This is a genomic window from Aeromonas sp. MdU4 (genome assembly GCF_041929505.1).
Lineage (GTDB): Bacteria > Pseudomonadota > Gammaproteobacteria > Enterobacterales > Aeromonadaceae > Aeromonas.
In genome coordinates this window covers 130,246-144,367 of sequence record NZ_JBHFMW010000038.1, presented here as the reverse complement: position 1 = coordinate 144,367, position 14,122 = coordinate 130,246, and the positions used below count along the sequence as shown (strand labels likewise).

Sequence of the window (14,122 nt, the reverse complement as noted above, 5' to 3'; positions counted from 1 at the left end):
TTACGGGCGGTACACCTTGACGTTGGCAAAGCCCTTCTCCTTCAGATAGAGGGCCTGCAGCTTGCTCATCACACCGCGATCGCAGTAGAGCAGGTAGGTCTTCTCCTTGGGCAGATCGCCAAAGGCGGTGGCCAGTTTGAAGAAAGGAATATGCAGCACTTCACGCCCTTCAACGACCAGCGGCTTGTCGTCATGCTCGTCCATGGAACGGATATCGAGGATCACTTCGTTGTCACCGCTTTCTGCGGTGGTCTCAACTTCCTGCACCTCGGCAGCAGTCTCTTCACCGATACGACGGATATCGAGGTAACGGGCCTCGGCCACGACCTTGTCCAGAATGGCGAAATCGAAGTTGCCCTCTTCCTCTTCAATGCGCGCCAGATCGGCCTTCACAGTCGGCTTCTTGGAGATGACACCGCAGTACTCCGGCATGGTCTCGGCGAACTCCAGGGTGCCGATGCGACGGGCTTCACTGATGATATCCGGCTTGTCCCAAGTGATGAGCGGACGCAGGATCACCTTGTCAGTCACCCGGTCGATGACGTTCAGGTTGGTCAGGGTCTGGCTGGAGACCTGGCCCACACACTCGCCGGTCACCAGAGCCGGGATCTGGAACTCGTCAGCCACTTTGGCGGCAGCACGCATCATCATGCGCTTGAGCACCACGCCCATCTGGCCGTTATCGATCTTCTCGAGGATTTCGGCCACCACCGGCTCGAAGTCCACCGCGGTGAAACGCACCCGGTGAGAAGAGCCGAAACGGCTCCACAGGTGGTAAGCCACCTGCTTGACACCGATCTCGTGAGCGGCGCCGCCCAGATTGAAGAAACAGTAGTGCACGCGGCAGCCACGCTTGATGAACTGAAACGAAGCAACACCGGAGTCAAAACCGCCAGAGAGGAGGCTCAGCACATCCTCCTGGGTGGCGATAGGCATACCGTTCAGGCCTTGATGGATAGCGCTGACGATGAAGAGCTCTTCGCCATCGATCTCGAGGTTAATCTTCACATCCGGGTTCTTGAGGCGCACACCGTTGCTTGCGCAGTGCTGGTTCAGACCACCGCCCACGTAGCGCTCGACTTCGAGGGAGGAGAATTCGTGCTTGCCGTGGCGCTTGGCACGCACGCAGAAGGTTTTCCCCTCGAGTTGGTCACCCCATACGGCTTTCACCTGCTCGAAGATATCGTGCAGGTCGGTAAACTTGCTGGCCTGTACCTCGAGGAACGCCTGAATGCCGGGAATGCAGGCCAGGGCTTCGATGGCCTGTTCACGGAACTGGTCATTACGGGAGCTCACGATCAGCTTGTCCCAATCCATCCGCACCCGGGCATCGTCGTCGAAGCGGCGCAGGACGTTGCGGATATTGCCCTGCAGGATCTTGATAAAGCGCTGGCGAACCGACTTGCTCTTGATGGTGATTTCCGGGAACAGCTTGATAATGAACTTCATGGTAATGACTCGGGTGACCTTGATTTAAGGGCGCGGATTATACCAGAACTTTATGGTCAACGCCTACTGGATGAGCATTTGCTCACATTCCCCCACGCAATGTTTGCCGCACCAAGGCAATGTTGCGTATATTCCCGAACCTGCGCCCGGCAACATTCCTGACCACAGACCCATTCGATGAAGACCTATATCTATTATCCCGGCATGGAGGTACGCGACGAGCTCTGGCTCAAGTTCGCCCTGCTCTATCTGGAGCGACTCGCCTTCGTCTTCACCGTCAGTGAGAAGAGCGGCCTCACCACCCTGCTGCACACGCTCGAGCAGGAGACCGATCTCTTGACCGAGCGGCCCGATGCCACTTTCTTTTCTGCCATCACGCCCCAATTGGAGAGCCAGATCAGCGGCCTTATTGCCCCTGACTTTGTCCGCCACAAGGTATTTGGCAACAAGGAGCTGATCACTCGCTGGCGCCAACGCGCCAACCACGACTGCTTCTGCCCGACCCAGGCAGGGCTGGAGCAGTTGCACAGCTTTTGTCTGACCCACGGCTTTGCCAGCCGGGACGAGGGAGGGATCAGGATGGCACGCCGCTTTGCCAATCTGCTCTCGATGCGTCTCGCCCGTGAGTGGGCGCTCGCCAATGAGGGGGCCCTTATCACCGATCACGACTATCTGGACCGGCTACTCCATCTGCTCGAATCCCGCTACCACAACCGGGGTGGCCAGGATTGTTTCCACCTCGAGATCCCGCTGCAAGTGCCCACTCACTTGGCCGACATCCCGTTTGCAGAGCTGATCGCCCTGCGCGCCCGCAGCGGCTTTCGCCAGCAGTTGGCCGAGTTTCATCAAGCCCTCGATGAACTGCTTGCCATGCTGGGCAGCGGCTACGCCGAGCCCGCCGCCCTGACCCGCTTTGAGCAGGCCCAGCAGGGGCTCAATCAGCTGCTAGGGCCACAAACCCAGAGCCTGCCACTCACCACCCTGGTGAGTACCGGGCTACCCGCTATGGCGATGATCCACCGCCTCAAGGCGAGCCATCCGGAGAGCAACCTCATCTTCCATCCCATCAAGAAGAGCCACTTCCACCAACGCAAAAGTCAGCACTTCTTCACCCGTCTGGGTCAAGTCAAGCCCTGAGGCCGTCGGTAACCACAGAGGGCGTTGACATATTGACGGTATCGCTGCTCCACCACCGTCAATATTCTGGCGAAAGCAGTGTGCAACGGCCCCTCGCTCAGGAGGGATTCTCCAAGCGAAACTCGATGCGATCGCTGTTGCCCGCCTCATCCACCACCACCAGCTGATAACGACCCGCCACACTCAGCACCTGATCGCCATCCCAACGCAGCCGCTGGCCGTTGAGAAACCAGGCCGGCTTGCCGACACCGCCGAGCACCTTGGGCTGCAGCCGATAGCGCTGGCTGCGGATAAGGTTGCCCTCCCCCAGCGCCACGATGCGAATGGGAGCCTGCAGCTCGGCGCTCTGCCCCTCCCCTGCACAACCGCTGGCCAGCAGCGCCTGCCGTCGCTCGCCGGGGGACCGCCACGGCTCCAGCGACAATGGCCAGAGGGCCCGAAAACCGGATTGCGCCGCATCGGGGCAACGGGTCAGAGTCGGCTTGCCCGCGGCAGTGAGCGCAACTTGACGCAGCGGCGAGGGCCAGTCCATGGGATCCGGCAAGGTGGGGGGATCGCGCTCTTCCAGCAACCAGGCGCTCTGACGCTGCAAGCAGGCCTCAGGCAGGGTCGAGCTCATTTTGCGCCCCAGCGGCCAGCAGATCTCGGCTTCGCTCACCGTATTGGGCTGTGCCGGCAGGGGGCTGTTGTCAGCCAGCCGCGAGTAGACAGAGAGCAGCAGCGGCACCGCCGCGCTCTGGCCGTAAAAACCAGGCATGGGGGTACCGTCGGGGCGCCCAAGCCAGACGCCGATGGTCCAGCGACCTGAGACCCCCATGGCCCAGCTGTCGCGATAGCCGTAGCTGGTACCGGTCTTCCAGGCCAGCCGGTTGACCCGGCCGGTCGCCTCGCTGGCAAAGGGTTGGTCCGCCCGTCCCTGCGCGCTCAATATTTGCCAGATGATCCAGGCCGCCCCCGGACTCAGCAAGGGGCGCGACACCGCCTGCTGCCCCGCCAGCCAGACCGGCATCGCCACCTGCCCCTCCCGGGTCAGCGCACTGTAGAGCGCCACCAGCTGCTCGAGCCGAATGCCCGCCGCCCCCAGCGCGATGGCCGGATTGGGTTTGTCGGAGAGCGCCAGTCTCACCCCGGCGTTGTCGAAGCGGCTGACCAGTTTGTCCGGCCCGAGCGCCTCCAGCACCTGCACCGCCGGCACGTTGAGGGATTGCTGCAGCGCCTGCGCAAGGGTCACCGGCCCCTGAAAGGCACCGGAAAAGTTGGAGGGGCGATAATCAGACCCCAGTCTCGGCGCATCGGAGAGCAGGGAGGCCGAGTGCACCAACCCTTCATCCATGGCCAGACCGTAGATGAAGGGCTTGAGGGTAGAGCCGGGGGAGCGGATCGCCTGCACCATGTCGAGGTAACCGTGGCGGCGCAAATTGCCATACTCGGCGCTGCCCACGTAGGCGCGCACCGCCATGGTTTTGTTATCTACCAAGAGCAACGCCGCTGAGGTCTGCTCGGGGAAGCGACGGATATAGCTGGCCACCCGCCCCTCCAGCCAACGCTGCAGATCGCCGTCGATGGTGGTGTGCACCAGCGCCCCGGCCTGATTGTCGGCGGCGAGACGGGCAAACAGCGGCGCCTCCATCGGCGTGAAGTGACCGCGAGCCAGCACCGGCTCGATGCGCCCCTCCAGCCATGCCTGTTCGGGCCAGACACCCTGTGCCACCAGCCGCTGCATCACCTTGTCGCGGGCGGTGCGGGCCCGCTCGGGGTGGCGATCCGGCCGGTTGCGGCTGGGAGCCTGCGGCAGCACCGCCAACAGCGCAGCCTCGGCATAAGTCAGCTTGGCGGCGCTCTTGCCAAGGTAGGCAAAACTTGCCGCCTGCACCCCCTCCAGATTGCCGCCAAACGGTGCCCGGTTGAGGTAGACGGTGAGCAGGGTGCGCTTGTCGTAGTGCCACTCCAGCTGCAGCGCGCGGGCCATCTGGCGCAGCTTGCCGGGCACGCTCCTGTGGTAGGGCTCGATGAGGCGCGCCACCTGCATGGTGAGAGTGGATCCGCCCGAGACGGCGCGCCCATAGCGCAGCCACTGCCAGACACCCCGCACCATGGCCACCGGATTGACCCCGGGATGACGCCAGAAGTAGCGGTCCTCGTAGCCCAGCAGCGCCTCGATATAGCGGGGGGAGACCTGCTCCAGGGTCACGGGGTAGCGCCACACGCCGCTGGTATCGGCAAAGGCGCGCAGCGGCCTCCCCTTCATGTCGAGCACCACCCGCGCGTAGGCAGGGTCGAGTGGCGGCGGCGGGAAGAGTCGATCCAGCGCCAGCAATAACAGGAGCAGTGCTACAACTCCCAGCACCGAGAAACGCAGCCAGCGTGGCAGGCGACCAAGCCAGCGCCAGCCAGCGCGGCCACTGCGACCTAATTTCAGCCAGCCACGCTGCCAAAAAGTGAGCGGGCGAACCCGCTCCAGGGAGGGAACGTTACTCAGAGATACGCACCTCGTGGATATCCTCACCCACAGCCCGCAGCTCGGGCCGGTACATATCCTCCACCTGGGTCGGCGGCACCTGATAGCGACCCGGCGTCACCGCCCGCATCAGGTAGACCAGCTGCTGGTTGCTCCCCTCGCTCAGATCCAGCGCCGCCGTGTAGCGGTCATCGCGAAACTCCTGATGCTTGAGATAGTCGTTCCATTCGCTCTGCCACGCCGGTTTCCCCTCGATGGAGAGCTCTTCGAGCTTGATGCTGTTGCCAAGGGCCGGGTTCTCCAGCTCGAAGCCGGCGGGCACCATCTCTACCAGCAGGGCATCGGGCACCGCCGATTCACTGCTGACGTTGAGCCGCACCACCACCAGATCGCCCACCTTCACCTTGGCGGGATCAAACGGCTGACCGTCGCTATTGAACCAGCTGCGGGTCACACTCATCCCCTTACTGACCCGTAACGGTGCCTGTTCGGGGTAGCCGACCAGAGTGCGCTGCACATAGAGGGATCCCTTGCCCTCGTTAGTAACGGTGCTCGCGGCCAGTGCCTCGGGGACGCCCTGCTGCAGCGGGGCCGAACCGCTCAGGGATCCACTGCCAAGAGAGGAAGTCACCTTGGCCTGCCAGTCGACGGCCGGATCGAAGCGGGCGAGTCGCAGCAGAGCGAGCCGCTCCTGAGTGCTGAGCCACTGACGGTGGGCCAGGGTATCGGCCACCTTGGCGCTGAGGGCTGGCCAGCGATCCATCGCCAGCTTGTGTTGGCGCAGCAAGGAGAGCTCGAGGGCTTCATCGCGTAGCGGCGAACCGTAATCCCCCAGATAGTCGTCACCACGCTCGGTCCCTAACGCCCGGCTGAGGGCCTTGGCGGCATTCTGCTCATCCCCCATGGCCGAGAGCGCCAAGGAGAGGTGGAGCAGCGGCAAACCGGATCTGGCGTGATCGGCCTGCTGCTCCCAGATAAGGCGCAGGGTAGCGAGCGGCGCCTTGCCCACCCGGGCCAGCACATAGGCGCTGTAGGCCTGATAGGCCAATCGGCTGTGCTCGGGGGCACTGCTCCAGCGCTCGCCGTACTGGCTGTCGGTGAGATAGCTTTGCAGCCGATTCAGCGCCTGATTGAGCATCGCCTCCGGCACGGCGTCGCCCGCCTCCTTGCGCGCCAGCAGGTAGTCGGCGGCATAGGCGGTGAGCCACTGCTCCTCGTCGGAGCGACCATCCCATAGACCAAAGCCGCCGCTTGGCAGTTGCAACCGCTGCAGCCGCTGCAGCAGGGCGCGTTGCACGTCCGCCTCGCTCGCCGCGTTCTTGCCCGCTGCGGGTTTGCTCCATGCGATGCGCTCATCCACCGTGGTCAGCAGATAGGGCCAGGCACGGGACAAGGTCTGCTCCAGACAGGCATAGGGGTAGTCGGCCAGCGCCTGCCACTGGGCTGCAGGATCCCAGGGCGGGGTGCCGGAGAGGCTGAGCAACCCGTGCAGGTTGGCACGCTCCAGCCCGGCCAGCTCAGCTGGCGCAAAGCTCATCTGCTGGCCGGGGGCCAGCATCTGATAGCGTTGACGAGTCTCGGCAGGCCAGGGGGAGCGCAGCGGCAGAGTCCAGTCGCGGCTGATGGCAAAATCCTTGCCGCTGGCCGCCAACTGCAGGCTCGCTACGCCGCTCGCCCCGGTCACGGTGAGCGGCAGGGTCAGCCACTGCTCTTCGCCGTTCTTGAGGGACAGCGTGCCGGGCAACTCGCCGTTTGCCTTTAGCCCACCATTGAGGGTCCAGGCAAGGGAGAGGGTCTGATCCTCGCCACTCATGTTGCGCAGTTGCACCAGCGCCCGGGTCTCATCCCCTCTGGCGCCAAAGCGCGGCCAGCCGATCTCGGCCACCAAGGGCGCCACCACCTTGACGGCGCGCTCGGCCTCACCGACTTGCTGTTCGTTCCAGGCCAGCGCCATCAGCGCCAGCTCGCCGTTGAAGTTGGGCAAATCGAGTGGGATCACCGCCTTGCCCTGCTCATCAAAACTCACCTCGCCACTCCAGAGCGCGGCGATCTCGACCCGGCTCTCCAGCGCACCGCCCTTTTTCAGCGGCGCCCGATCGCCCCCATAGTTGAGGCGGGCCAGCTTGCCATCCTGCGGCGGGATCACCTGGCCGTAGTTATCGAACAAATCTTGGGCGAAGCGCTTGCGACCAAAGAAGATCTCGAACGGGTCGAGGGGTTGATAATCGCTGATATTGAGCACGCCCCGATCCACCGCGGCCAGCACCACGCGGCCCTGACTGTTGGGGGTGGAGGTGGCTGTTACCTCCAGTCGGGTAAGCGGCACCGCTTTATCAGGCGCGCTCAGAGTGAGCGGCAGACGGCGCGCTTCCCGATCCAGGGTGAGCGGCACCAGACCGACCGAGCGCAGGCTCTGCCCCTGTTGCTTGCCGACCGGTTTGGAGGCACTGTCTGACCCGGCGATCTGGGCCGAGATATGCAGGTCATGACGCTGCCACTCGGGACTGACCGGGATCTCGAACTCGCCGCGGGCATCCTTGGCCTCGCCACCGCCCCCCTTGAGCTCGATACGCTGCCACCAGCGCAGGCCGTCGCCATCTTCCACCAGCAGCAACCCCTTGCCGGGGCGCGGCGCCACCAGCGTCACTTTGGCCTTGTCACCCGCCAGATAGGCGCGCTTATCGAGGGTGATGGCAATCTTGTCAGGCCGCGCCTGCTCGCCACCACCGCCCCAGGCGTAACTGCCTATTTCCACCCGCAGGCTGGATTGATGGCCCTGACTGTTCTCCACTTCCAATCGATACCAGCCCGCCGCCAGTTGTAGCGTGAGCGGGGTCGGCCCCTTGCCATCCAGCTGCAGGGTCTGCTCCTGCTCCAGATAGGGCTGGCTGTTGAATTCGTACTTCCACCCCTCGCCATCGGCGTAGTGCCAGTAGTAGTCGCGGTACTCGTTGATGAGGCGCACCTTCACCGCCCCCGCCACCGGCTGGCCCTTGTCATCGAGGTTGAGGATCTGGAAGGGCAGCGGCTTGCCCCCTTCCACCCGATCCGTCACGAAATCGGCCTTGAGCGCGGGCCACTGGCTACCCGCGGGCCAGCCATACTGGGTGCGGCTGCGATTGACGGCGCGGCCACCGGGCTCTGAGAGCGACACCCGATAGGCCACCTCCAGCGGCCCGAGAGCGCGCACTCCATCGAGCTCATCAGCAAGCGAAACAGTCCCCTGCCCCTGCGCATCGAGGGTGAGATTGAGGGGCTCGAGATCCTTGGCCTGCTCGGCGAGCAGCACGTCACCCAGAGTGAACTCCTGCCACTGAGTAAAAGGCATGGTAGCGCGGCTGATCTTTACCTCCGCCTTGGCCTTGGTGGCACTCGCCGGCGCGCCGTAGAGATAGTCCCCTTGCAGCGGCAAAGTCAGGGCGGCGTCCAGATCAGTCACTTCCCCATCCGGCCCCTTGCCAAGCTGCAGTTTCAACCGTTCCGGCAAAAACTCCTCCACCAAAAAGGGCCACTCGAAGCGGCTACCGGCGGCGGTCTTGAGGTTGATGGTCCAGCGCCCCAGCGGTGCATCGTCCGGCAGACGCAGGCCGTAGTGGGCGGCACCAAGATTATCCGGCAGCAGTCTTTTTTGTTCGAGCAGCTGACCATCCGGCTGTTTCACCTCCAGCTCAACCGCCATACCCGGCAGCAGTTGGCCATCTTGGCCCTTGAGCAGGATCTCGCTGTCGAGCCGCTCGCCGGGACGATAGAGATCGCGCCCGCTGAACAGATAAAGCTGCTGGGCCTGCCAGGGCTGGGTGCCGAGATCAAAGGTAGAGAGATCGAGCGCCGCCCCGTCGAGGCGCAGCACTGCCAGATGGTTGCCCTGCTCGGCCAATAGCAGGCGAGCACCCTGCACCTGATCGAAGCGGCGATGGCCCTGCGGATCGGTGTTTTGCACCTGCAGTCGGTTGCCCTTCTCATCGAGCAGGGAGAGCTGCACATCCTTGAGCGGGTCGGCGCTGGCCAGGGAGCTCACGAACACCTCCAGCTGATCGCGGTAACGGCGGGCACTGAGCCCCATGTCGCTCACCGCGAAATAGGTGGTCTCCTTGCGCCAGTCGTAGTTGCCAAGGGGCGACATCACCGCAAAGTAGACGCCAGCCTCCGCCAACTGCGGCTCCTTCACATTGATAAGGCGGGTCTCGCGCCGGTTGGCATCGAGTTCCAGCGCATAGCGGCCGCTGAATACCCGCTTGGCCCGCTTGGTGATCTGCTCAAGCTCCCAGTTGCCCATGCCGGAACCGGGGCGATACTCGGCCAGAAAACGGGGCAGGTATTCCGCATCGACCCGGAAGAAGTCGATATTGACCTCGTCCACATTGACCGCGCTGATGGGCAGGCGCAGCTCGTCGCGCAGCGGCAATACCATGCCGCTGGCGGTAAAGGAGGCTCCCGCCTCCAGCGGGCGGGTCTTGAGGGTCCAGCTCTGGGGGGATGGACCCAGCCCTGCTTTAAGACTCACCTCATAGCTTTTATCGGGCTGGACGTTCGGGAAATAGAGGGTGCGACCATCGTCGGCCAGGATCCACTCCCCCTGCACCTGCTTGCTCCCCTCACTGACCGAAAGCCAGCTCTGCCAATTGGCCTTGGGTGCCAATGGACCGGAGAAGACCAATGCCAGCGCCGGGGCATCACGATATTGACGGGTATTGGCTTGCACTACCGAGCTAGGCGCCCCCGCCTCCTGCTGCGCAGTGGATTCGGTGGTCGGTACTTGGCTGGCCGACTTGTCAGGGCCGCAACCAACCAGTAGCAAACCGGCCAAACAGGAGAGCAACAGGGCTGACCAGCGGCTACGAGTCAGGGTGACAGGCACATGAGCGGCACAACGGTGGGAAACCGGACGAGCGTGAAAGGGGCGCATAGATTCCATCCTGGATTGGATTCGCTGCCATCGCAGCGTGACAGGCAACAGGATAAGACATCTCGCTTGTTAGACACAAAGCGCATTATCTGAATGGCGGCAATTCATCGGCCAGATCCCCTGCCTCACCACAGAGATGTGGCAAGGGCTGTCGCCTAGTCGTGGGTGATCTCGCTTTTCGGCCCGCCTTTGAACCAGCGAACAAGGATCGCCATGACGGCCGCCAAAAACAGCACCAGCGAGGTGATCAGCAGGGCACGGGTCAACAGCTCACTGTGATGAGTAAAGAAGGGGGTAGACATCGCCACCTTGCCGAGCAAACTGACCGAGAGAGCCCACAAAAAAGCGCTGGCAAAACTGGCGACGCTCATACGTACCACACTCAGACGACCAATGCCCATCAGCATGGGGGTAAGCACCCGCACGAACGGAATGAAACGGGAGGAGAACATTGCGAGAAAACCATACTTTTGCAGCAAGCGGGTCGCTTTGGGCAGACTATCTGGCGGCAACATCCGCTCTATATGGTCCATAAAGCGGGTGCGCTGCAGCGCCCTTCCCTGCAAATAAGCGACCACCGAGCCAAGGCCCGCAGCCAGCGGTAGATAGATGAGGGTGACCTCCGGGCCAAACACTCCCATACCGACCAGCCCGCCAGCCAACAGCACCAGACTGTCCCCCGGCAGTGGCAGAAAGACAAATGCGGACTCCAGCAGCAGCACCAGCATCAGACAACAGACCAGCAGTGGTACCGCCTGCATCTGGATCAGGGCATCAAAGTCCTGATGCCAAATGGCCATCAACATATCCAGCATCTATTACTCCCTACCACAGCATTCATAGCGGATCAGGCAGGCGTTATAGCACTATCACCATGAACAAAACGTTAATTTTGTCCCGCAGGAAGAAAAAAGTGTGTCGAAATGTTGCTACGGTCGATGGGGCTGTCGTTCGATAACGACAGCCCCAGACAGGGTGCTCACTCAGAAGACAGGATGTGGCTCCTCGATAGCAGCCATAGTACTCCGTTGTCTGATCTCTCGTACCAACATGATAGAGATGATCGAACCAGCAAAAGCAAAACAAGCCATGATGCCAAACACGACCTGATAACCCAGCAGACCGCTGTATTTATCAAGCAAATTGCCATAAAGGCTGAAGCAGAACATGGCCGGAGCATAACCAATGAAGCTCCCCATCGCCATCGCAGAACCTATGTGCTCTTCCTTGATTTTTGCCTCCCCGATAGGGGCGAAAAAGACCGCTCGCTGGGTAAACACCACGGCACCAAAGCTCAGAGTACAAGCCATCCCCAGATAGACAGGCATCTGTTCGTGAGGCAACACGATCAGCAGAACCAAGACCAGCGTGCTGACGATAAAGCTGTAGCAGAGATAACGGCTGGGAGATTTCAACACTTTATCGGCAATGATCCCACCGATGGGTCCCCCAACCATCTTCAAGCAATATTGGTTGATGATGCCATAGGCCCCCACCAGCGCCACCGGCAGGGCATAGACCTTGCTCAAAAAGGGAATGAAGAAAGTAAGACCGCAATAGACGGAATAAACACAGAAGATGTTCAGCGCGATCAACCACACCAGCTTGTTCTTCAGCACTGAAGAGATCCCGGAGGTATTGTCCTTCACTTTGTTCTCGTCCCGGACCCGCTCCTCATCATTCATTAACAAGAAGATGCCGATACCAACCACAATCACCACGATGGAGTAGAACAGAATCCCGGCCCGAAAACCGGCCATAGTGCTGCCAAAATAGGTGAACACACCCAGAGCGCCAAAAGCGATGATGGTATCTACCAATCCGCGGCCAGTTTCAAAGAAACCGAACAACCTGCCCTGTTGGGTATTATCACCCAACGTGCTGACCGACTTGAGCAGAACAGGCCAGTTCAACATGTCACAGGTGACGCCGAACAATGCCCACACCAACAAAATACTCCAGTAACCAGGCATGGTCGATAAATACAAACCAAGCAGGCCAGTGGCCGTCAATGAAAATGACATGGTATATTTCTTTGGCAATTTATCAGCAAAATAAATAGAAAAGAAAAAGCCTATTGTCGCTACCATCGAGTTCACCGACATGGCATTACCAATTTGTCCATTGGTTAGATGGAAATATTCCTGCATTGGAATATAAAAAGCGTCTTTTAACGAAGGTAACTTATATATTGTGCCACCGCACAGTGTGAGCAGGCTAAAAATAGCCCATCTCTTTTTAGTGAGCATAATAGAATCTCTTGGCTGATGTTAAAACAACTGCAATGGGGTTTTTATTTACTAAGAATCTCTTTGGCCTGTGCAACCAGCTTGTTCAAAATGGCCCTGACATATTCAATCTGTTTGAGGGCATCCTGCTTTTCTTGTGCTAAACGCTGGGATAATTGTTCCGGTGCTGGCAAGGGAGTTTCACTCATCTCTCGCCATGGGATCCAGGGGTCATTACCCTCATCACTAAAACGGAAGGCTGGAGCATAATAATCTACCTCCTCCTCCATCCCATAGGCGACTACCTGTGGCTTCTCATCCCCCAGACAAATCTGCTGTTTTAGCATCTCCTCAAACGGCATGTCTCCGGAACCCGATGCACAGGCTATATGCCCCAATCCTGTCCCTTCCTGAACTATCTTGGCATCTTTGATGTGCACATGGGTGATCAGTGGGGCCATGATATCCAACGCCTCCAGCGGTTGCTCATTGGCATTGATCATGTTACCAAAGTCAAACAACAGGGAGAGAGATGCAATACCACTCTCCCTGACCAATTGCACCAGTTCACCAGACTTCAAGTCCTCGTGCTGTTCGATGGTGAAAGTCAGTTGACGATGGCCGTGCTGCTGACGAAGATGAGCCAAATCTTCCCGGATCCTCGCCAACACAACCGACAGATGCCCCTCATAACGGGGGTAGAAGCGCAACGAGGTGGCTCCTATTTTTTCCGCAACAGCCACTGCTTCATCGATCTCTGCAGGGGCTGAAGAGCTGATCTCCAGATTAATATCCAGCCCAAGTTGCTCAGCCTTGTGGCGAAACGCGGCCAACTCATCGTCACTCATCTGTTGCAGAGAACGGCTCTCCCCATCAAGAATATGTATTTTAACGCCGTGCAAGTGCTGCTGATGGGCAATATCCAGTAAATCAGCAGGTAATATCTGCTCCATGCGCATGTTCATATGATAAGAATAGGCATGTAGATAAAGTGGCAACCGCGCATGCCGTTCGATAATTTTTTTAGCCTGATTTATATTCATTTCAATCCCTCATAAATTAATCACAAAATCCACAGTCTCAAATCGCCAATATTCAATATCGATATGTACAACCACATCGTTCGCATTGGCTCGGTGTTTTTCCACGAGGATAGCGGGGGAGCCTGGCGCACATCCCAAATGTTTGCAAACATCACCATTCATTCTGATTGGACGAAATGTCAGATGCTTTGTTTTCACGTTTTGTGCAAAACGTGTCAACCATAATGATTGCAAAGACTCATTTCCAATGTATTCGATAAAATCAGGTGCATACGCTGGGTTGATATATGTTTCATGATAAAACACTTTATGATCATCCAGTGCCCCCCATCCGGTTATCTGATAAACAGCTTCGCTCTCACCGTTAAAAAAAATATCAGCAAGTCGCTCATCATATTCATAGAGTTGCGTCTTTGCCAAATAGCCCCAACTGGGCACCCGCCCCTGCTCCTCGGCTGAAATGCGAAAACTGGAAGAGGAGTTTGGGTTGTATATAAATCTGGCTGGAGTCATAAACCAGCCCCGACGATCTTTTCTAAAAATGCATGAGTCTGACTCAAGGCTCAATAAAGCCTGTCTCAGCGTCATTCTCTTTACCTTGAGCACATCACATAACTCGCGCTCGGATGGCAACTTGCATCCGGGTTTCAGCCTGTTTTCTGCAATCCACTTATCCAGGGCAACTTTGGCTGCCTCGACGGTGTGTATGGGGTCTGACATCGAGCCTTCTTTATTGGTTTAAACCAGATTGGAAAGCACCTTACTATCTCGCCCCCTTAACCAGCAACCGCAGACTGAACTCATGATGCCAAAGTGTGATTTCACTCCCAGAGAAAATGCATTTTTCGACGTACCGAGCAAAAAATTGCAACTTTAATTGAACGTGAGGAGATGTGTTAAT

Annotated in this window: 8 protein-coding genes; 1 reads left to right on the top strand and 7 read right to left on the bottom strand. The window is 59.3% G+C overall.

From position 1 onward, the window contains the following. Nucleotides 1-1,449, bottom strand: coding sequence for a tRNA uracil 4-sulfurtransferase ThiI (thiI, locus tag ACE1BR_RS21540; RefSeq protein ID WP_374873881.1), 1,449 nt, complete (start codon nt 1,447-1,449; stop codon nt 1-3). A 177-nt stretch (nt 1,450-1,626) separates the two neighbouring features. Here thiI and ACE1BR_RS21535 point away from each other — a divergent pair, with 177 nt between their 5' ends. Further along, nucleotides 1,627-2,586, top strand: coding sequence for a hypothetical protein (locus tag ACE1BR_RS21535; RefSeq protein WP_374873880.1), 960 nt, complete (start codon nt 1,627-1,629; stop codon nt 2,584-2,586). A gap of 97 nt (nt 2,587-2,683) precedes the next feature. On the opposite strand, the gene pbpC is transcribed toward ACE1BR_RS21535, so the two are convergent. The 6 genes from pbpC to ACE1BR_RS21505 all read right to left on the bottom strand — a co-directional run bounded on the left by pbpC (nt 2,684) and on the right by ACE1BR_RS21505 (nt 13,941). Then, a complete protein-coding gene (gene pbpC / locus ACE1BR_RS21530; RefSeq protein WP_374873878.1) occupies nt 2,684-5,092 on the bottom strand; it encodes a penicillin-binding protein 1C in 2,409 nt (802 codons plus the stop codon). Further along, the gene (locus ACE1BR_RS21525; protein ID WP_374873876.1) at nt 5,058-9,950 is read right to left on the bottom strand and encodes an alpha-2-macroglobulin; all 4,893 of its coding nucleotides are present in this window, start codon (nt 9,948-9,950) and stop codon (nt 5,058-5,060) included. Before ACE1BR_RS21525 ends, pbpC begins: the two co-directional genes overlap by 35 nt. 155 nt (nt 9,951-10,105) lie before the next feature. Next, entirely contained in the window at nt 10,106-10,765 is a 660-nt protein-coding gene (locus tag ACE1BR_RS21520) for a DedA family protein (RefSeq protein ID WP_374873874.1), read from the bottom strand. 168 nt (nt 10,766-10,933) lie between these two features. After that, nucleotides 10,934-12,199, bottom strand: coding sequence for an MFS transporter (locus tag ACE1BR_RS21515; protein WP_374873872.1), 1,266 nt, complete (start codon nt 12,197-12,199; stop codon nt 10,934-10,936). Nucleotides 12,200-12,243: 44 nt separating this feature from the next. After that, nucleotides 12,244-13,221 carry a sugar phosphate isomerase/epimerase family protein gene (locus tag ACE1BR_RS21510; RefSeq protein ID WP_374873870.1) on the bottom strand — a complete coding sequence of 326 codons (978 nt, stop codon included), beginning with the start codon at nt 13,219-13,221 and terminating at the stop codon, nt 12,244-12,246. Between the two features lie 9 nt (nt 13,222-13,230). Next, nucleotides 13,231-13,941 (bottom strand): UTRA domain-containing protein, encoded by a 711-nt coding sequence (locus ACE1BR_RS21505; RefSeq protein WP_374873868.1) that lies wholly within the window; start codon nt 13,939-13,941, stop codon nt 13,231-13,233. Nucleotides 13,942-14,122: the final 181 nt, after the last annotated feature.